Here is a 20,138-nt window from a genome sequence, read left to right as displayed (position 1 = left end):
AATTGGTTTCCTGTAAGAAAAGCGGACATGGTTTTTTTGCTGAAAATCAGCTATAATGAGGAGATGAGCAAAAAGGCATTGCCTTAAGGAGTGAAAACATGAACGAAACAAAATTTACGACATATGAATTAAAGCCTTTTATTATAGATGCTATTCATGAACTGGGCTTTTATGAGCCAACTGATATTCAAAAAAGAATCATCCCTGCTGTGTTAAAAGGAGAAAGCGTGATTGGTCAATCACAAACAGGAACAGGAAAAACTCACGCGTACTTATTGCCGCTTATTCATTCAATTGATCCAAGCAAAGAGCAAGTACAAGTTGTGATTACTGCACCTACAAGAGAATTAGCCAATCAAATTTTCAAAGAAGCCCAAACGATTTTAAAGAATGCCTCTCCAGAAGAAGAGATGAAAGCAAAGCTTTACATTGGCGGAACGGACAAGCAGAAATCCATTCAAAAGCTAAAAAACCAGCCGCATTTGGTTGTCGGTACACCTGGACGTATTGCTGACCTCATTCATGAGCAGGCGCTGAACGTTTACAAAGCGACATCTCTTGTCATTGATGAAGCGGATTTAATGCTGGATATGGGATTTTTAGAAGATGTGGACCGTATTGGTTCACAAATGCCAGAACAGCTGCAAATGCTTGTGTTCTCAGCAACTATTCCAGAAAAATTAAAGCCGTTCCTGAAAAAATATATGGACAATCCAAAATATGCCCATGTTGAACCAAAACGAATTACAGCTGAAAACATTCAGCATATTTTAGTCCCATCTAAACAGCGTGACAAGCTAAAACTGCTTCATGAAATGGTGACGAATGTACAGCCTTATTTAGGCATCATTTTTGCCAATACAAAAACAACCGTTGATGAAATCGCATCATTCCTACAAGAAAAAGGAATGAAAGTTGGAGTGCTTCATGGCGGATTAACGCCGCGCGAACGTAAAAAAGTGATGAAACAAATTGATGATTTAGAGTTCACTTATATTGTGGCATCTGATCTTGCAGCCCGCGGAATTGATATTAAAGGCGTCAGCCACGTGATCAACTATGAACTTCCATCTGATCTTGATTTTTATGTTCACCGTGTTGGTAGAACAGCTCGAGCTGGTTCATCTGGAATTGCAATGACTATTTATGAGCTTGCTGATGAGGATGCACTCATTCAAATCGAGAAAATGGGCGTTGTGTTTGAAAACAAAACCATTGTTCATGGCGAATGGCGAGATGCAGATGACCGCTTGAAGCGGCAAAGACGTAAAAAAGCACCTAATGAAATTGAAGAAAAAGCAAAGCGTCTTGTGAGAAAACCGAAAGCCGTCAAACCTGGATATAAAAAGAAAATGACACGTGAGATGGACAAAATCAAGAGACAGGAACGTAGAAAGTCAAAGCGTAATGGAAAGTAGGGGGAAACATTGTTGAAGATTGGTTCACATGTATCCATGAGCGGAAAACATATGCTTCTTGCAGCGAGTCAAGAAGCAGCCTCTTATGGTTCGAATACGTTTATGATTTATACAGGTGCACCGCAAAATACGCGCCGCAAAAAAATTGAAGACCTCAATATTGAAGCTGGACAAGCGCATATGAAAGAGCATGGTATGACAGATATCGTCGTACATGCACCGTATATTATTAATATTGGGAACACCGTAAATCCAGCGACATTTGAGCTTGGCGTGGACTTCCTTCGCTCTGAGATTGAACGTACAGAAGCGCTAGGTGCAGGGCAGATTGTTCTCCACCCAGGTGCACATGTCGGAGCAGGATCAGAAGCAGGAATCCAAAAAATCATTGAAGGTTTAAACGAAGTCATCGTAAAAGGGCAAGAGGTTCAAATTGCACTTGAAACAATGGCAGGCAAAGGATCAGAGTGCGGAAGAAGCTTTGAAGAGCTTGCCCAAATTATCGACGGAGTGACACATAACGAAGCACTTTCAGTCTGCTTTGATACATGTCACACACACGATGCTGGTTATCCGATTGTAACTGACTTTGATGGGGTGTTAGAAGAATTTGATCGAATCGTCGGTATTGACCGAATCAAGGTTCTTCATATTAATGACAGTAAAAACGTACAAGGCGCAAGAAAAGACCGACATGAAAATATCGGCTTTGGTGAAATTGGCTTCGATGCACTGAACTATATTGTGCATCACCCGCAGCTTCAAGATGTGCCCAAAATCTTAGAAACGCCTTATGTAGGTGAAGATAAAAAGAACAAAAAACCACCTTACAAATTCGAAATTGCGATGCTGAAAGAAAAGCAATTTGACGAAGGCTTACTAGATAAAATTAAGGGTCAGTAAAAAAGCATACAACATCATGAGGTGCCGCTAAATGCGGCCCTTTTTTGCTTAACTTGTAAACTGATTAAACAGATCATTGACAGTCTGAGCTGTCTGTTTAGAAGTAATCGCTTCCACTTGCTTAAGAAGCCGGTTACGCTCTGCATCATTAAAAATATTGACGTTTTTCCCATTCATGAGTTTGGCCACCTCGACAGCTTGGTTTGACGTTAAACTGACACCATACTGTTTCGCATACCTTAACAGATCATTTGCTGTGATCTGATTGAGCCGCTGCAGGACAATTTTTTGAATTAAAATCAATTCCATTCCTCCCCTCTGTAACAATGTATGGGCGAAAACGGAAAATGTGCAAAAAATTTTATTTTATCCTGTGAAATGATAAAATAGTAAAGTGAATAAAATGTTCATTGAAAATTTAACATGTGTAGAAGGGAGAACGTATGGCAAATAGTAAACAGCATAGAAAGGAATCAGTGCCTCATTTTATTTTGAGAATTTTCCTGATTCTAGTAGGAGCTGCATGCGCAGCAGTCAGCATTGAATTATTTTTAGTGCCAAACAATATTATTGATGGAGGCATCATCGGTATTTCGCTTATTTTGGATTATCTCTTTACAGATAACCCATTCATCAATTTTGCGACGATTGTTGTCATTTTAAATATTCCATTTATGATATCAGGATACAAACATATTGGGAAAACCTTTCTGGTTTCCACAATGATTGGGATTGTCAGCTTAGCCGTGATTGAATCTTCACTCCATCATGTAGAGGCATTTACAAATCAGCCGATCTTAGCTACTGTATTTGGCGGGCTATTACTTGGTTTTGGTGTTGGACTTGTCATCCGTAATGGAGGCTCAATGGATGGAACAGAGATCTTAGGAATTCTTCTGACGAAAAAAATTCCTTTCTCCGTCGGTGAGTTTGTCATGATCGTCAATGTGTTCATTTTTATTTGGGCAGGCTTTGTCTTCGGACCAGAGCAGGCTATGTATTCTGTCATGACATATTATTTGGCAATGAAAACAATTGATGCTGTCATTCAAGGGCTTGATGAAACAAAAGCTGTCATTATCGTGTCAGATTATTATGATGAAATTTCAGATGCGATTCTTCATCGACTTGGCAGGGGAACGACAAAGCTGAGAGGGAAAGGCGGCTATACAGATGAAGAAAAGGATGTCATCTACGCCGTTGTCACAAGACTTGAAATTACAAAGCTAAAATCCATTGTATTTGAAATTGATGGTCAAGCATTTATTACGATTATGGATACGCATGAAACAAAAGGCGGTAAGTTCAAAACAGCCATTCATTAGCTTTTATTTTACTTTTTAATCTTTCTTTTATATAATGAAATGTATGTATGGACAGAGAAAATGGCAAAAGCCATTTTCTTTTTGTTGTATAAATCGTAATCATTCTTTTTATATTGATTAAAGGTGGAAAGATTCATGGCAAAGCCAATTATTGAAATGAAGGACATTTCGTACTCGTATGGACAGCGAAATGTCATTGATCACATTCATTTAACAGTAGAGGAAGGGAACTTTCTAGCACTTGTTGGACCGAATGGATCTGGTAAAACAACCTTATTAAAATGCCTGCTTGGGCTCATTAAACCACAGCAAGGTGAATTAAAGCTATTTGGCACGCCTGCGTCAAAATTTAGAGACTGGGATCAAATTGGATTTGTTTCTCAAAAGGCGAATAGTTTTAATACGGGTTTCCCTGCTTCTGTTTACGAGGTCGTTGCAAGTGGATTGACGGCGAAAATTGGTTTATTCAAACGAATGAGCAAGCAGGACAAATGGCAAGTTGAGGATGCCATTCGCTCAGTTGGCATACAAGATTTAAAGCACCAAAACATCGGTGAACTTTCAGGCGGTCAGCAGCAACGTGCTTTTATTGCCCGTGCGCTCGTCAGTCAGCCAAAGCTGCTCATTTTAGATGAACCGACGGTTGGTGTAGACCAGCGGACAGTAGAAGGCTTTTATCAGCTGCTCGAAACATTGAACAAAGAAAAAGGAATGTCTTTAATTCTCGTTACACACGACGTTGGCACCGTTTCTGATAAAGTCACCCATGTGGCTTGCTTAAATCAGGCACTTCATTTCCACGGGGATGCAGAAACGTTTGATTCAATGGATGATCAAGCGTTATCTCAATTTTACGGACATGACATTCAAGTGATTCATCACGACCATCACCATCATGGGGGACATGAATAATGCTATTTCCATTTTTTCATTATGAATTTTTACAAAATGCGTTTATCGCAGGGATGCTGATCGGCTTTATTGCGCCCTTACTTGGTGTATTTATCGTCGTGAGAAGGCTCTCGCTGATTGCAGATGCCCTCAGTCACGTATCACTTGCCGGTATTGCAGCAAGCTTATTCCTTGATAAAAAGTATGGCCTCTTGACAGGGGTGAGCCCGCTGTACTTAGGGATGGCGTTTTCTGTTGCCGGTTCATTGTTTATTGAACGTCTGCGCTCCGTGTATAAGCATTATCAGGAGCTTGCGATTCCTATTATTTTATCAGGTGGTATCGGGATTTCCGTCATCTTCATTTCACTAGCGAATGGCTTTAATACCGATTTGTTTAGTTATTTGTTCGGAAGTGTCAGTGCGGTTTCGAGATTAGATCTTTGGATTATTGTTGGGATTTCACTCGTTGTTGTGTTAGTTGTCGTGCTTTTATATAAAGAATTGTTTTTACTTTCTTTTGATGAAGAGCATGCAAAGGCTTCTGGTATTTCAGCGAAATGGATTCATTTTATTTTTATCTTAGTCGTCGCACTCGTCATTGCGGCATCAATGCGTATCGTAGGCACACTGCTTGTCTCCGCGCTTATGACGCTTCCTGTTGCGGCAAGTATCCGTATTGCCAAAGGATTCAAACAGGCGATCTTCCTTTCGATCTTGTTCGGTGAATTGTCTGTATTGGCCGGATTAATCTTAAGCTATTATCTAGATTTAGCGCCAGGCGGAACCATTGTGATGCTGTCCATTTTGATTTTAATCGGATGTATTAGTATTGGAAAATTCAGAAGGGGGAATCATCATGAACGTACAAGAAGCGCTTGATTTATTAAAGGAAAAAGGCTACAAATATACAAGCAAACGTGAAGATATGCTTCAATTGTTTTCTGATTCTGATAAATATTTGACCGCTAAAAATGTGCTGACGGCACTAAGTGAAGACTACCCAGGTCTTAGCTTTGATACGATATATCGAAACTTATCGCTATATGAAGACTTAGGTATATTAGAAACAACGGAATTGTCAGGGGAGAAGCTTTTTCGTTTTAAATGCTCATTTTCTCATCACCACCATCACTTTATTTGTCTTGCATGCGGTAAAACAAAGGAGATCGATGCCTGTCCTATGGACAAGCTAGACGCCGATTTAGAGGATTATCACATTAGTGGACATAAATTCGAAATCTACGGAACGTGTCCTTCCTGCGAACCGAAGGAAGTTCACTCATGAAAAAGCCAGCCGCAGAGCTGGCTTTTTCTTTTGTCTTTTTGAAAACGTTTTACAAAGGGCGGCTGTTTCATTAAAATGAGAACAAGGTACGATGCAGCAATTTGCGTCTTTTGGAGTAAAGGGAGGGGTCAAAAGTGGCGTATTATGTCGTGTTCGATGTAGGCGGGACGAGAACAAAACATGGATTAATGGATCAGGATGGGGAGCTGGTCACGAGCGGTGACTATCAAACGAACTGCCGGCAGCTTGAACCGTTTTTAGAAGTTATGGCGGATGTGGTCAAGCAATATCAGAGAACGTCGGATGTCAGCGGAATCGCCATTAGTCTTCCGGGCTTTGTGGACAGTGAAACAGGTTATACAGAATTTGCAGGAGCCATCATCGCCTTAAATGGTCAAAATGTAAAAACACTTTTAGAAGAGAAAACATCTCTTCGTGTTGAAGTTGAAAATGATGCGAATTGTGCAGCTCTTGCAGAAAAATATAGTGGCCATGCGAAAGATTGTGACAGCTTTATTTGTATGACGATTGGCACAGGTGTTGGCGGTGGTCTTTTCGCTGGCGGTCAGCTTGTGCGCGGAGCTTCCTTCCGCGGCGGTGAATTTGGCATGATGCTGACAGAGACAGAAAATGGACAATTTACAACACTCAACAGCAGTGCTTCAACGGCTGGATTAATTCGCAGCTATAAAGAAAAGCAAGGAATTCCGCAAAGTACTCAAATAGACGGTCAAGAAATTTTTGAAAAGGCAAAGCACGATCCGTCCATTGAGAAGCTGGTGGATCAGTGGTACAAGCGAATCGCCATTGGTATTTACAATGTAGCAACTGTCCTTAATCCAGAGAAAATCCTCATTGGAGGCGGCGTAAGTGCAAGACCGGATTTACTATCAAGCATTGAGAAACATTTACATACACTGCATGCATGGAAGAACATTCAGGTGAAGCTGGAAACGTGCCACTACTTGAATCAGGCAGGCATGAAGGGAGCACTGTACCATTTTCTCATGAAAGAAGGTCAGCTTGTTCCATCAAAAAAGCCGATACATTAAGGGTTTTCAACTATGCTGAAATGAAGCCAAAGAGATAAAATAAAGATCATTTTATCTCTTTGTGCGCAATCAAAAGCCGATACATTAGCGTATCGGCTTTTCTGTATTAATAAACAGTTTCAAAACGCTGCTCGTATTGTTTAATCCACTGAGATGCTTCCTGCCAGTTGTTGACGCGTATAATCCTGTCATCTATGGGCATTTGATTATATGGGGAGTTAAAAAGAATAACCGGTATGTCAGCCTCTTTTGCAATCATTGTGGCATTCCCATGATGATCCTCGAAAAACACATCAATCTTGTGCTTTTGAACAGCTTCGAGCTTATGATGACCGCCAACCAGCTCAATGTCATCATAGTGCACGTGATGTTTGTGAAACCACTCGTAGGTGATATCCGCATGATGCTGCCTTCTCGCTGTAATATAGATCAGCCTGTGTTGATGTTTCATTTGATCAAGAATCTCTTTTGCGTCCTTAGCAGGCTTTGCCTGTTTATATATATGAGGCTCATGCTGATTCATCCAGCCCCAAAACTCTTCTTGAGAAATATTTAAAAGCTTCGTCAAATCATATTCTGTCATATCATCTAGTGTCATGGCACATTGGAACGACTCATTTAAATAGGGAACAAAGGTATCCTGCGCCGTCACTGTGCCATCTATATCAATTCCTAAACGTAACATGCCCACACTCCTCATTTTTATACTCTTAAAGTGTAACATAATCAATTCACAATTCCAGCAAGTTTTAGCAAACATGAAACAGACATTTTTGCTCATACTAAAAAAGCTCCTTTCTATTAACCAAAAGGGGGAATTGATCATGGAAAGAGACGAAGATTTCAGAAGAAATGATCGTGAAATCGACACACACTTTAGTAATGATGATGGCTATCTAGAGGAAACAGCTGCTGAAATTGCAGAGCCATATCAGGCTTCAAGAGATCGAGTAGACAGACGAGAACGTGACCAAGTAGGTGACGATTCAGGCAGTAAGGGGATAGGCTATACAGCACTCGCGATTGCGATTATCTCGTTATTTGTCTTGCCGGTGCTATTAGGAGTAGCGGCAATCGTCGTTGGTTATATTGCAAGAAGAAAAGGAGCACATGCGCTTGGCGCATGGTCAATCGGGATCGGAATTGTTTCCGTCATCCTTGGCATATTTATCACCCCGTTCTTTTAACAAGAACAGAAAAACGCCTGACAGTGACGTCAGGCGTTTTTTGTTATGCGTTGGCTTTTGCTTTTTCAGCTTCCATTTTTGCATAATGCTCTTCAGCGATTTTATCGATTTCTTTTTTCAGTTCTTCAACCATTGTTTCTTCTGGCACTTTACGAACAATTTCACCTTTACGGAACAATAGGCCTTCGCCTCTAGCTCCAGCAATTCCGATATCAGCTTCACGCGCTTCACCTGGACCGTTTACAGCGCAGCCAAGAACAGCTACTTTAATCGGTGCTTTAATCGTGGAGATATATTCTTCGACTTCATTTGCAATGCTTATGAGGTCGATTTCAATTCGGCCGCAAGTTGGGCAAGAGATCAGTGTTGCTGCATTTGATGCAAGACCAAATGATTTCAACAGTTCACGTGCTACTTTTACTTCCTCAACTGGATCAGCACTTAATGAAATGCGGAGTGTATTCCCAATCCCCATATTCAAAATAGCGCCGAGACCAGCTGCACTTTTGACCGTACCTGCAAATAATGTACCTGATTCTGTAATTCCAAGGTGAAGAGGGTAGTCAAACGCTTTTGCTGCTTTTTCGTACGCCTCAATAGCTAGGTTGACATCAGATGCTTTCATGCTGACGATGATATCATGAAAATCTAGATCTTCTAGAATTTTAATGTGGTGCAGTGCACTTTCGACCATACCATCTGCTGTTGGGTAGCCGTATTTATCAAGAATTTTTTTCTCTAATGAACCGGCGTTTACCCCAATACGGATTGGAATGCCTTTTTCTTTTGCTGCTTTCACAACAGCTTCGACTTTTTCTCGTCTTCCGATGTTTCCTGGGTTGATTCGAATTTTGTCTGCACCTGCTTCAATGGCCTTCAGTGCAAGCTTGTAGTCAAAATGAATATCGACAACAAGCGGGATGTTGATTTGTTTTTTTATGTCTGCAATCGCATTTGCTGCACGCTCGTCTGGGCATGCGACACGCACGATTTGACAGCCTGCTTCTTCAAGACGCTTAATTTCAGCTACTGTCGCTTCGACATCATGTGTTTTGGTTGTTGCCATACTTTGAATGACAACCTCATTATTTCCACCTATAGTTAAAGGTCCCACTTTGACGGGACGCGTTTTAGTACGATGTGTGACTTCACTCACTTGTCAATCGCTCCTTAGTGTACAAGCAATCATTTGCCATGTACGTCTTGTTTTACAGTTCATATTGTAACAGTCTCTTTGTATGAATGACAAGGAATTAACGTTTTATCTCTTATATACCGGAAACTTATATGTGCTGCCTGCCCGAATTTCGTTTGCTTTGACGCCTTGATTCAGCTCTTCAAAATCCTCAATGACTTCATCAAGTGGCTTGCTTGTATGGACGATAGAGACGACGGTTTCACCTTGTTTCACCGTGACCTTCTTATATGCTTTTTTCTCAGGTGTTTGAAAGGCATTTGCAGGGACAGCTGGACCTTCTTCAACAGGGATGGTGCCATTTTTTAAATCAAAAAAGATAATAAAAAGGACAAACAAACTGATTAGCAAAAAAATAATACGCCGCATTTCACTCACCGCTTTTAAGAGTTTACTTCAGTCTATGCATGTCCTGAAATGATAGAACCAACATGAGGAGAAAAGGTGAAAAGGGAGGTTCTAGTTCGTTCTAGTGAGTCTTGTATTGAATTTACGCTCGGCGATGCTTTTTCAAGCTTCTATCACCATTATGATAAAATAAAAACAGGGGGAAAGTTTATGAAGAAAATCAGTCAGCAGATATATGTGAGAGCGCTAACAGAAGAAGATGCACAGCCACTACTTACACTTGAGCTTGAGAATCGCTCCTATTTTCAGCAATTTACACCTTTGGTTAAAGACGATTTTTTCACGTTATCTCGTCAAATTGAACGAATTCAGCGCAGTGTGGAAAGGTGCGCAAAGGATGAAGCCTACATGCACGGTATTTTCTTAAATGAAACAGATGACTTAATTGGGACAATCTCATTAAGTTCTGTCGTTAGAGGCCCGGTAGAAGGAGCTTGGCTAGGCTATGTACTTGATGAAAAGCATGGCGGTAAAGGGTATATGACAGAAGCCATTCGTTTAATCATTGATTATGCCTTTGATGAACTGCACCTTCATCGTATTGAAGCTGGAGTAAAGCCGAGTAATATAGGTTCTATTCGTGTACTTGAAAAGACAGGTTTTGAAAATGAGGGATTGAATCGTAAAAAAGTAAAGATTAATGGTGTGTGGGAAGATCATTATTTGTTTGCGATCATTCATCCAGATGAATCATAGAGCATGAACATACATAAAAAGCTCCTCCAAGTTGGGGGAGCTTTCATTTACTCATTAACTTTTGACAAGTGGTTTATGTTTAGCGGGTATTTCCTTTACGACGAGATATAAGAAGATAAAGTTAATGATCCAATTTAATAAAAATGAGTTCGCAACAGGCGTGTTTAATGCACTCATGATAGCGAAAAAGACCGTTGTTAATGTGAGTGAATAAGCGGAGAGCTTCCATAGCATTTGGAAAGACAGCTCTTTTTGCTGCATGCGTTTAATAAATGTACCAAGCATCGCAAGGAATGTTGCGCTAATGAACATGAGAGCCGCAGTTGATAGATACAGCAGCACCCAGATAACTGGGATAATAATCGCTTGATTCTGATTTGTGACGCGGGCGAGTTCGTCTTTTGTCAGCGTTCCGCCAAGCAGCTGGTATGGGATATCTGTCATTTGGCCATCAATGGCGATCACTGCTTTTTCTTTTAATAATGCGATGGCCGTTTGCTTTGATTCAAGCTCACTTGCTTTTATTTTTTCAGCAGGATCAAAGATGATCGTAATGCCGTTTTCTTCTTTTTCTATCGGTGCACTTTGATCCGCTTGAAGCTTTCCTTTTTCGATTGAGAAATCAGGTAAATCTTTTTTGATCACATGCTGAAATCCTGACATCGCATTCGAGATCTCTTGACTCATATGATAACCCTGAGGAACTGCTGCGATGATCGAAAGGATAAAAATGAATAAAATCGCTTTGCCAATCCCTGTAAACCGTGCTTTAGCAATATCTTTTGGTGAATAAATGCCTTTTAACAATAGTTTAAATACGTTCAATCAATTCACTTCCTACATTCTTTTCTATTTCTCATATTGTATCAATGTCTATCTATCAAGTACAAGTATGGCTTCATCGCTGGTTAAGATAGATGGAATGAGGCATAATGTATACAGCATATAAAAAGGAGGCGGCAGTGACTTGGACGTGCTGTATTGGATTCTGGTTATCTGTGCATTTATCATTGCGTTTGTTGGACTTGTTTATCCAATTATCCCTAGCGTGGTCTTTATGGTTCTCGGATTTATTCTATATGGTTTCTTTTTCAGCTTCGAGCCGCTTACACTGACGTTCTGGCTCATCCAAGCCGTGTTTACCGCGGTATTATTTGCGGCAGATTATGTCTCAAACCTCATTGGGGTCAAGCGTTTTGGCGGCAGTCGTGCAGCTATTTGGGGAAGCACCATTGGGTTATTAGTCGGTCCTTTTGTGATTCCCGTTGCAGGAATTATCATTGGTCCATTTATCGGAAGTGTCATTGCAGAGCTCCTTGTTCATCAAAAAGATGTGAAGACGAGTGTGAAAGTGGGATTAGGCTCATTAATCGGGTTTATATCAGGTGTATTTGCCAAAGGATTGATTCAAGCGCTGATGCTGGGCATCTTTTTATTTTATGTCCTTCGCTAAATAGAAAAAGGGAGTTTAAAACTTTTTCTAAAGGGCTAAATACAAAATAAACACTGAAATGTTTCAGATCATGAGCAATAACATTGAAACAAGCCAATTCTTTTGATACTCTTTGAGTAGGTTGAATTGCTTGCTTACGACCTAAGGAAGCATTTCAGTACATACATTTCTAAGGAGGAATTTAACCATGGCTTTTAAACTTCCAGAATTACCATATGCTTACGATGCATTAGAACCACATATCGACAAGGAAACAATGACGATTCACCACACAAAACACCACAACACATACGTAACAAACTTAAACAAAGCAATCGAAGGTGTATCAGCTCTTGAAGATCAATCAATCGAAGAGCTAGTGGCTAACCTAAACTCTGTGCCTGAAAACGTCCGTACAGCTGTACGTAACAATGGCGGAGGACATGCTAACCACTCATTATTCTGGACGCTTCTTTCACCAAACGGTGGCGGCGCACCAACTGGTGAACTTGCAGATGCAATCGAAAAAGAATTAGGCGGATTTGAAAAATTCAAATCTGATTTCGCTGCAGCAGCTGCAGGACGCTTTGGTTCTGGTTGGGCATGGCTTGTTGTGAACAATGGCAAACTTGAAATCACAAGCACGCCAAACCAAGATTCTCCTTTAACTGAAGGAAAAACACCAATTCTAGGACTTGACGTTTGGGAGCATGCTTACTACCTAAACTACCAAAACCGTCGTCCTGATTACATTTCAGCTTTCTGGAATGTTGTGAACTGGGATGAAGTGGCTCGCCTTTACAGCGAAGCTAAATAAATCATTTGATTTGAAAAGACCTGCTCTTTAGAGAAGCAGGTCTTTTTATATTTTCCCTCCTTTTTTTACATATCTGCCTTTTGATGAGACAGACTATTGTGTAGAAAAGGAGAATGAAATATATGAGCAGATTAAAGAAAATGTTCGGGGACATGGATGTTACAAGAGATTTAATGCTCCTCCTCACGATTGGCGGATTATACGCACTTGCCATTGCGCTTTCTAATACGTTTGTAAACGTGTATTTATGGAAACAGTCTGGGAAATTCACGGATCTTGCGATTTACAATCTGGCTATTGTTGTGCTTCAGCCCATTACATTTTTATTCGCAGGCCGGCTCGCTAAAAAAATAGACCGGGCGTTTGTCCTTCGTTTCGGCGTTATCTTTTTAGCCGCTTTTTACTTAATTGTCTTAATGGCAGGAGAGCAAGCGGCCGCGCGGCTTGTTTTATTAGGGAGTGTCCTTGGGATCGGCTATGGTTTTTACTGGCTTGCTTTTAACGTACTTACCTTTGAGATCACTGAGCCTGAAACAAGAGATTTCTTTAATGGGTTTCTCGGAGTGCTGTCATCTACTGCTGGCATGATCGGTCCTCTCATTGCGGGGATTGTCATTTCTCAATTAACGGATGATACAGGCTATACGGTGATTTTCACGTTATCGCTTTTTTTGTTTTCCCTCGCGGTTGTGATGAGCTTTTTCCTCAAGAGAAGGCAGTCAAAAGGGAAATTTATCATCAAGCAAATATGGAAAGAACGCCATGCCGACGAGAATTGGCGTAAGATTACAACAGCTCACTTTTTTCAAGGGCTTCGTGAAGGGGTCTTTGTCTTCTTAATCAGTGTCTTTGTGTTTATCGCAACAAACAGTGAGCTTGCTCTCGGGACGTTTGGTTTAGTGAACTCCGGTGTTGCCTTTTTCGCTTATTTCTTCGCTACACGTTTGATTAAGAAAAAGTGGCGAAAGAAAGCCATTATGCTTGGCGGGCTGATTTTATACGGCGCCTTGTTCTTAATCGTCTTTCACTTGTCCTATGTATCACTTCTCATGTATGCGGTAGCCATTGCGATAGGATACCCGCTTCTGCTTGTTCCATATGTATCCTTAACATACGATGTCATCGGTCATGCAAGGTATGCAAGGAAAGCCCGAATTGAATATATTGTGGTCAGAGAGCTGTTTTTAAATGCTGGCCGTATTTGTTCCATTGTGTTGTTTCTTCTGTCTGTCACCTTACTAGGTGATGAGCTCGGAATTCCCGCTTCTCTTGTTGTGCTTGGAGCGGGACACACACTCATTTATTATTTTGTAAAAGATATTCATTTAAAAGAAAAAACAGCTGATATGAAAGAGACTGACGGTCAAAAGCCAGTTTCTCACACGAACCTTATTAAGGGAGAAAGGTAAAATTTCTTACCAATGGAACATCAAATTTCTAGATAAATAATAGAAAAACCGCTAAAATGATGATGGCACCTTTTATACACAAAAAGGGGTGCCATTTCTTTCTTGATAGAAAAGGTGATGTGATGAGAAACAAGAAAAACAAAAAAGACGTAAAGGAAGGGCGCAAAACACTTCCACTCCGGCTGAATTTACTATTTTTAGCTGCGTTTATTATTTTTACCGGTGTTGTTGTGAGACTCGGATTTGTACAAATTGTCAATGGAGAAGATTATAAAAAGCAGGCAGAAAAACAAGAAGATGTGAATGTCAGCTCATCTGCTCCGCGCGGAAAAATTTACGATCGAAACTATAATACGATTGTCAGCAATAAAGCGCTAAATGCCATTACATATACGAGAACCTCGACAACTTCACAAGAAGAGCGGCTCAAAGTGGCAACAAAATTAGCGGATATGATTCATGTGAGTACGAAAAAAATCACAGATCGTGACAAAAAAGATTTCTGGATCTTAACGCATCCGAATGAAGCGAAAAAGCTTGTTCAAAAGGAATCGGAATTAAAGGGTGACGATAAGGTCTCTGATGATAAACTATATGAGCTACAACTAAAACGCATCACGGACAAGGAATTAAATCAACTGACGAAAAAAGACTTGCAAGTGCTTGCGATTAAAAGACAAATGGATGCAGGCTATGCACTTACGCCTCAATTCATTAAAAATGAAGATGTGAAGCCAAGCGAAATTGCTTACGTCTCTGAGCATTTGGACGAGCTGCCAGGTGTGGATGTCACGACAGACTGGTCACGCAGCTACCCGTATAAAGGACTGCTCCGCAGTATGCTCGGCAGTGTATCCTCAAGTGATGAAGGGCTTCCGCAGTCACTTCTTGAACATTATTTATCGCTCGGCTACAGCCGAAATGACCGTGTAGGAAAAAGCTATCTAGAATATCAATATGAAGATGTCCTGCAAGGCCAAAAGGAAAAAGAACAGAGCACAACTGATAAAGAGGGCAATGTGACAAGCTCTAAAGTGCTAACAGAAGGAAAGAGCGGGAAAGACCTTGTGCTCACCATTGATATTCAGCTGCAAAAAGCGGTTGAAAAAATCGTTGAAAAGAATTTGAGAAGTGCGAAACAAAGAGGCGGAACAGAGCTTCTTGATCGCGCGTTTGTTGTCATGATGGACCCGAGAAATGGAGAGGTTCTCTCAGTTGCGGGGAAACAGATTTCAAACAAAAACGGAAAATACAAATTTGATGACTACGCATTAGGAACGATGACATCATCTTATGCGATGGGCTCAGCTGTCAAAGGGGCAACTGTACTGACGGGATATAAAACAGGCGTGCTTCACATAGGAAGTACCCAGTACGATGAACCGCTGTATATCGCGCAGTCACCGCCCAAGAAATCCTATCAAAATATGGGACTCATTAATGATTTAACGGCACTCGAGCGTTCATCTAACGTGTATATGTTTAAAACAGCGATTGCCGTTGGAAAAGGGGAGTATCGTAAGAACCAGCCGCTCCCAATCGATCCGAAAGCTTTTGATACATTCCGCTATAATTTCAGTAAATTTGGTCTTGGGGTCAAAACAGGGATTGACCTGCCAAACGAAGCGACAGGCTACCGGGGAACGTCTACACAATCTGGTCTCCTGCTTGACTATGCAATTGGACAGTATGATACGTTTACACCGCTGCAAATGGCGCAATACGTTTCAACAGTTGCCAATGGCGGATATCGTTTACGTCCGCAGCTTGTTAAAGAAGTGAGAGAGCCAGATCCGCAGCGCGGCATTGGTGCTGTGACAGAATCCGTCAAACCGGACGTATTGAATAAGCTAGACATGACGAGTGATGAGATCAAGCGTGTTCAGCAAGGCTTCAAGCTTGTTATGCAGAACCCACGAGGGACAGCCTATTCGAACTTTGGCAACAAAAAATACAACCCGGCTGGCAAAACAGGGACCGCTCAATCATTCTATGACGGCCCAATTAAAAGCAAACGCGGCACACCGACGTATAACACCACTCTTGTTGCGTATGCGCCTGCTGATAATCCAGAAGTGGCCATTTCCGTCGTTGTACCGTGGGTGTATCAAGACTACAATCAGCGCTATCCAATTACAAATGATATCGGTGAACAAGTACTAGACAAGTACTTTGAGCTGAAATCAAAACAGGAAAGCAATGATACACAAGCGAAGAACAAAAATAAAATTGAAAATGAAGCAGAAACAAATGACTAGACCTTTTCTAGGTAAAAACGCTCACTTTTTGTGGGCGTTTTTTTTACGTTTTCTTCAAATTTTTCGAGATAAATTGACAAAATGCATAAAAAACATCGCAAGAATTCTACAAAACTTCGACATTTACAAAACCTTAACATTCCATTTAAACGAAATTAATAAAGAACCTTTAATGTATTACTCGTAGGACAAATTATTCAGGGGGTATTCTTGAAATGAAAAAGAACAAATTATGGCTGCTTACATTCCTTACTATCGCATTGTTAGCATTCGTCACAGCATGCGGAAACAGCAGCTCAAGCGGAGATTCAAAAGACAGTAAAGGAAATGCTTCAAACAAAGATGAGGCATCAGGTTCCATTACCATCTCAGGATCATCTGCGATGCAGCCTTTAGTTCTTGCGGCAGCAGAAAAATTCATGGATAAACATCCAAAAGCCGATATTCAAGTACAAGCCGGCGGTTCAGGAACAGGACTTTCTCAAGTTTCAGAAGGATCTGTACAAATTGGTAACTCAGATGTATTCGCAGAAGAGAAAGACGGAATCGACGCAAAAGCTTTAAAAGACCACAAAGTAGCAGTTGTTGGAATGGCAGCAGCTGTAAACCCTGAAGTGGGTGTCAAAGACATCACAAAGGACGAATTGAAAAAAATCTTCACTGGTAAAATCAAAAACTGGAAAGAGCTTGGCGGGAAAGATCAAAAAATCACTCTTGTGAACAGACCTGACTCTTCAGGAACTCGTGCAACATTTGTGAAGTATGCACTTGATGGTGCAACACCTGCAGAAGGAATCACAGAAGATTCTTCAAACACAGTGAAAAAACTGATTGCAGAAACACCAGGTGCGATTGGATACCTAGCATTCTCTTATTTAACAGATGACAAAATTACACCGCTTAGCATTGATGGTGTGAAACCGGAAGAAAGCAATGTAGAAAGCGGTAAATATACAATTTGGGCTTACGAGCATTCTTATACAAAAGGTGAGCCGGATGGTCTAGCAAAACAATTCTTAGATTACCTCATGAGTGATGAAGTACAAAAAGAAATCGTCAAAGACCAAGGCTACATCTCAGTTTCTAATATGAAAGTAGAAAGAGACGCAACAGGCAAACAAACAGATAAGTAAGAGGTCTTGAATTGCTGATGAAGGAAAAGTGGAGCTTTTCACTTTTCCTTTTATGACATTCATAGGAGTGTAGAAAAAGATGAAGCAGATAGAACATACAGAAGCGAGCGATCGACTGATCAGCTCGAAGAAAAATAGGCAAATGGATGAAGTAAGAGGAAGTATTTTGGTGAGATTCTGCGCATTCTTAATGATTGCTGTATCAATCGCCATTACCATCTTCCTTGGCATTAAGGGTTTACAATCTTTCATCGTAAATGGTGTAAGCCCAATTGAGTTCTTAACCAGTATCAATTGGAACCCAACAGCAGAAAACCCGCAGTACGGTGCATTTCCGTTTATCTTTGGATCAATCGCCGTCACGCTCCTATCGGCACTCATTGCAGCGCCGCTAGGCATCGCTGGCGCCATCTTTATGACAGAAATTGCACCTGCTTGGGGACGTAAAATCCTCCAGCCAGTCATTGAATTGCTTGTAGGGATTCCATCCGTTGTTTACGGATTCATAGGTCTTACAGTATTGGTGCCGTTTATCGGACATTTCAAGTCAAGCGGCTCAGGACATAGCGTGCTAGCAGGAACGATTGTCCTGTCTATTATGATACTGCCAACCGTTACATCCATTGCGACTGATGCAATGGCTTCACTACCAAAAAGTTTACGTGAGGGATCGTATGCACTAGGCGCAACAAGATGGCAAACGATTAGACGTGTGCTTGTCCCGGCAGCTCTGCCAACATTAATGACAGCGGTCGTGCTCGGCATGGCTAGAGCATTTGGAGAAGCCCTTGCTGTACAGATGGTCATTGGAAACACGCGTAATTTACCAGAGAGCATTATGGATACAGCTGGTACATTAACAACCATTATTACGTTAAACATGGGTCACACAACGTATGGAAGTGTTGAGAACAATACACTTTGGTCAATGGGACTTGTCCTTCTAGTTGTATCATTTATGTTCATACTCATTATCAGATACTTGTCGTCTAGGAGGAAGATTTAATGAATAGCAAAATGACCGATCGTTTTGCCACATTTATATTTGGATTATGTGCTGCCATTATTACGGCGATTCTCGTTGGTTTGTTTTCTTATATCATTTTCAACGGTGCAAAAGAATTAAATTTCGACTTTTTGACAACCCGCTCAAGTGCGATTGGCTCTGGCGGCGGCATCAGGGATCAGCTGTTTAACTCGTTTTATATTTTGTTTATTACGATGCTGATCACAGTCCCGCTTGGCGTCGGCGGGGGAGTGTATATGGCAGAGTATGCACCTCAAAACAAAGTCACAGATTTTATTCGTACATGTATTGAAGTGCTGTCTTCACTTCCGTCTATCGTCATTGGGATGTTTGGTTTACTCATGTTTGTGAATTTAACAGGCTGGGGCTATACGATCATTGGAGGAGCTCTGGCGCTCACTGTGTTTAACCTGCCGGTGATGGTCAGGGTGACAGAAGATGCGCTGCGCTCTGTACCGAAGGATCAAAAGGAAGCATCACTTGCGCTTGGTGTAACGAAGTGGCACACAGTCAAAACGGTCCTTATTCCAGGTGCGCTTCCGTCTATAATCACCGGTGCGATTTTAGCATCAGGAAGAGTCTTTGGTGAGGCGGCTGCTCTTCTTTTTACAGCAGGTCTCTCAACACCGCGCCTTGATTTCACAAACTGGAGTCCTTTTTCTGATACGTCACCGCTGAATGTTTTTAGACCGGCTGAAACATTAGCCGTTCATATATGGAACGTCAATACACAAGGAATCATTCCAGATGCAGAAGCCATTGCAAATGGTGCATCAGCCGTACTTGTGCTTTCAGTCTTATTGTTCAACTTAGCAGCTAGATGGCTTGGTTCATTTATTCATAAAAAGCTTACGTCAAAATAATGTGAGAGAGGTGTGAAGGGGATATGGTTCAAATGCTGGCAGAAAAAAAAGAAATTGCAGCGAAAAAGGCTCCACTTCAAGCGGAACAGATTTTACAGGTGCAGGATTTAAGCATTTATTATGGTGAAAAAAGAGCGGTCAATCACATTTCATTCGAGATCGAGAAGAATGCGATTACCGCATTAATCGGCCCATCTGGCTGCGGTAAGTCTACCTTTTTACGCAGTATTAACCGCATGAACGACTTAATTCCAGGTGCGAGAAGTGAAGGGGCGATCATGTACGAAGGGTTAAATATTTTGGATGACCGCATTAATGTGGTGAATTTAAGAAGAGAAATCGGCATGGTCTTCCAAAAGCCAAATCCATTTCCTAAATCGATCTACAATAACATCACCCATGCGTTAAAGTATGCCGGGGAAAAAAGAAAATCTGTGCTTGATGATGCGGTTGAGGAAAGCTTAACAAAGGCGGCGCTATGGGATGAGGTCAAAGATCGTTTGCACAGATCTGCTTTGTCATTGTCAGGCGGTCAGCAGCAGCGCCTTTGTATTGCACGTACACTTGCGATGAAACCTAGTGTTCTGCTATTAGATGAACCGGCTTCTGCCCTAGACCCCATCTCAAATGCGAAAATTGAAGAACTATTAGGGGAATTGAAAAATGATTATTCAATCGTCATTGTGACACACAACATGCAGCAAGCACTCCGTGTATCTGATCGTACGGCCTTTTTCTTAAACGGAGATCTAGTAGAATATGATGCCACAGAACGTATCTTTACACGTCCTGCGCAGCAAAAAACAGAAGACTATATCAATGGTCGATTTGGATAAG

22 protein-coding genes are annotated in these 20,138 nt (G+C 41.2%); 17 read left to right on the top strand and 5 right to left on the bottom strand.

All coding sequences use genetic code 11. The annotated features are described in order from the left end of the window. Positions 1-98 precede the first annotated feature (98 nt). Together ACP7A0_RS05220 and ACP7A0_RS05215 are read left to right on the top strand one after the other, a co-directional pair. Positions 99-1,418, top strand: a complete 1,320-nt coding sequence (locus ACP7A0_RS05220; protein ID WP_034661331.1) for a DEAD/DEAH box helicase — start codon at positions 99-101, stop codon at positions 1,416-1,418. 9 nt (positions 1,419-1,427) lie between these two features. After that, positions 1,428-2,321 carry a deoxyribonuclease IV gene (locus ACP7A0_RS05215; protein WP_034661328.1) on the top strand — a complete coding sequence of 298 codons (894 nt, stop codon included), beginning with the start codon at positions 1,428-1,430 and terminating at the stop codon, positions 2,319-2,321. A gap of 48 nt (positions 2,322-2,369) precedes the next feature. On the opposite strand, the gene ACP7A0_RS05210 is transcribed toward ACP7A0_RS05215, so the two are convergent. Continuing rightward, positions 2,370-2,624: a DUF2624 domain-containing protein gene (locus ACP7A0_RS05210; RefSeq protein ID WP_034661327.1), complete on the bottom strand. Its 255-nt coding sequence runs from the start codon at positions 2,622-2,624 to the stop codon at positions 2,370-2,372. A 140-nt stretch (positions 2,625-2,764) separates the two neighbouring features. Between ACP7A0_RS05210 and ACP7A0_RS05205 the strand changes: the two genes are divergently transcribed. The 5 genes from ACP7A0_RS05205 to ACP7A0_RS05185 all read left to right on the top strand — a co-directional run bounded on the left by ACP7A0_RS05205 (position 2,765) and on the right by ACP7A0_RS05185 (position 6,876). Beyond that, the gene (locus ACP7A0_RS05205; protein WP_034661326.1) at positions 2,765-3,646 is read left to right on the top strand and encodes a YitT family protein; all 882 of its coding nucleotides are present in this window, start codon (positions 2,765-2,767) and stop codon (positions 3,644-3,646) included. Between the two features lie 135 nt (positions 3,647-3,781). Next, the gene (locus tag ACP7A0_RS05200; protein ID WP_034661324.1) at positions 3,782-4,558 is read left to right on the top strand and encodes a metal ABC transporter ATP-binding protein; all 777 of its coding nucleotides are present in this window, start codon (positions 3,782-3,784) and stop codon (positions 4,556-4,558) included. Continuing rightward, positions 4,558-5,418 carry a metal ABC transporter permease gene (locus ACP7A0_RS05195; protein WP_034661323.1) on the top strand — a complete coding sequence of 287 codons (861 nt, stop codon included), beginning with the start codon at positions 4,558-4,560 and terminating at the stop codon, positions 5,416-5,418. Before ACP7A0_RS05200 ends, ACP7A0_RS05195 begins: the two co-directional genes overlap by 1 nt. Beyond that, positions 5,396-5,824, top strand: a complete 429-nt coding sequence (locus ACP7A0_RS05190; RefSeq protein WP_012010595.1) for a Fur family transcriptional regulator — start codon at positions 5,396-5,398, stop codon at positions 5,822-5,824. Before ACP7A0_RS05195 ends, ACP7A0_RS05190 begins: the two co-directional genes overlap by 23 nt. A gap of 134 nt (positions 5,825-5,958) precedes the next feature. After that, positions 5,959-6,876: an ROK family protein gene (locus tag ACP7A0_RS05185; protein WP_034661322.1), complete on the top strand. Its 918-nt coding sequence runs from the start codon at positions 5,959-5,961 to the stop codon at positions 6,874-6,876. A gap of 106 nt (positions 6,877-6,982) precedes the next feature. Here the strand turns inward: ACP7A0_RS05185 and ACP7A0_RS05180 are convergent, their stop codons facing one another. Next, on the bottom strand, positions 6,983-7,561 hold the full coding sequence (locus ACP7A0_RS05180) for a 5' nucleotidase, NT5C type (protein ID WP_334749753.1): 579 nt from the start codon (positions 7,559-7,561) through the stop codon (positions 6,983-6,985). A gap of 139 nt (positions 7,562-7,700) precedes the next feature. Here ACP7A0_RS05180 and ACP7A0_RS05175 point away from each other — a divergent pair, with 139 nt between their 5' ends. Beyond that, positions 7,701-8,063 carry a DUF308 domain-containing protein gene (locus ACP7A0_RS05175; RefSeq protein WP_003217474.1) on the top strand — a complete coding sequence of 121 codons (363 nt, stop codon included), beginning with the start codon at positions 7,701-7,703 and terminating at the stop codon, positions 8,061-8,063. Positions 8,064-8,106: 43 nt separating this feature from the next. Here the strand turns inward: ACP7A0_RS05175 and ispG are convergent, their stop codons facing one another. Further along, positions 8,107-9,219 carry a flavodoxin-dependent (E)-4-hydroxy-3-methylbut-2-enyl-diphosphate synthase gene (gene ispG / locus ACP7A0_RS05170; protein WP_034661319.1) on the bottom strand — a complete coding sequence of 371 codons (1,113 nt, stop codon included), beginning with the start codon at positions 9,217-9,219 and terminating at the stop codon, positions 8,107-8,109. 105 nt (positions 9,220-9,324) lie between these two features. Further along, complete coding sequence (locus tag ACP7A0_RS05165; protein ID WP_034661318.1) at positions 9,325-9,627, bottom strand: hypothetical protein; 303 nt, start codon at positions 9,625-9,627, stop codon at positions 9,325-9,327. 189 nt (positions 9,628-9,816) lie between these two features. Between ACP7A0_RS05165 and ACP7A0_RS05160 the strand changes: the two genes are divergently transcribed. Then, positions 9,817-10,362, top strand: coding sequence for a GNAT family N-acetyltransferase (locus ACP7A0_RS05160; protein WP_034661316.1), 546 nt, complete (start codon positions 9,817-9,819; stop codon positions 10,360-10,362). 54 nt (positions 10,363-10,416) lie between these two features. On the opposite strand, the gene ACP7A0_RS05155 is transcribed toward ACP7A0_RS05160, so the two are convergent. Continuing rightward, positions 10,417-11,187: a DUF1189 domain-containing protein gene (locus tag ACP7A0_RS05155; protein WP_034661315.1), complete on the bottom strand. Its 771-nt coding sequence runs from the start codon at positions 11,185-11,187 to the stop codon at positions 10,417-10,419. 142 nt (positions 11,188-11,329) lie between these two features. Here ACP7A0_RS05155 and ACP7A0_RS05150 point away from each other — a divergent pair, with 142 nt between their 5' ends. The 8 genes from ACP7A0_RS05150 (at position 11,330) to pstB (ending at position 20,137) form a co-directional block, all read left to right on the top strand. Continuing rightward, positions 11,330-11,815: a DUF456 domain-containing protein gene (locus ACP7A0_RS05150; RefSeq protein ID WP_060596679.1), complete on the top strand. Its 486-nt coding sequence runs from the start codon at positions 11,330-11,332 to the stop codon at positions 11,813-11,815. A gap of 187 nt (positions 11,816-12,002) precedes the next feature. Beyond that, the gene (gene sodA / locus ACP7A0_RS05145) at positions 12,003-12,611 is read left to right on the top strand and encodes a superoxide dismutase SodA (RefSeq protein ID WP_003217313.1); all 609 of its coding nucleotides are present in this window, start codon (positions 12,003-12,005) and stop codon (positions 12,609-12,611) included. 122 nt (positions 12,612-12,733) lie between these two features. After that, positions 12,734-14,020 (top strand): MFS transporter, encoded by a 1,287-nt coding sequence (locus ACP7A0_RS05140; RefSeq protein ID WP_060596680.1) that lies wholly within the window; start codon positions 12,734-12,736, stop codon positions 14,018-14,020. A gap of 122 nt (positions 14,021-14,142) precedes the next feature. After that, on the top strand, positions 14,143-16,278 hold the full coding sequence (locus ACP7A0_RS05135) for a peptidoglycan D,D-transpeptidase FtsI family protein (protein WP_426004447.1): 2,136 nt from the start codon (positions 14,143-14,145) through the stop codon (positions 16,276-16,278). A 215-nt stretch (positions 16,279-16,493) separates the two neighbouring features. Then, positions 16,494-17,411 carry a phosphate ABC transporter substrate-binding protein gene (locus ACP7A0_RS05130; protein ID WP_007501261.1) on the top strand — a complete coding sequence of 306 codons (918 nt, stop codon included), beginning with the start codon at positions 16,494-16,496 and terminating at the stop codon, positions 17,409-17,411. A gap of 79 nt (positions 17,412-17,490) precedes the next feature. Next, on the top strand, positions 17,491-18,417 hold the full coding sequence (pstC, locus tag ACP7A0_RS05125; RefSeq protein ID WP_060596681.1) for a phosphate ABC transporter permease subunit PstC: 927 nt from the start codon (positions 17,491-17,493) through the stop codon (positions 18,415-18,417). Then, positions 18,417-19,301, top strand: a complete 885-nt coding sequence (pstA, locus tag ACP7A0_RS05120) for a phosphate ABC transporter permease PstA (protein ID WP_003217489.1) — start codon at positions 18,417-18,419, stop codon at positions 19,299-19,301. The genes pstC and pstA overlap by 1 nt, the downstream gene beginning before the upstream one ends. A 23-nt stretch (positions 19,302-19,324) precedes the next feature. Next, entirely contained in the window at positions 19,325-20,137 is an 813-nt protein-coding gene (pstB, locus tag ACP7A0_RS05115; protein WP_034661308.1) for a phosphate ABC transporter ATP-binding protein PstB, read from the top strand. Position 20,138 lies beyond the last annotated feature (1 nt).

The sequence above is a fragment of the Bacillus sp. DWP3-1 genome (assembly GCF_049896565.1).
Taxonomy (GTDB): Bacteria; Bacillota; Bacilli; order Bacillales; family Bacillaceae; genus Bacillus.
The sequence above is the reverse complement of the archived record's forward strand: the minus strand, read 5'-3'. Positions and strand labels throughout refer to the sequence as shown.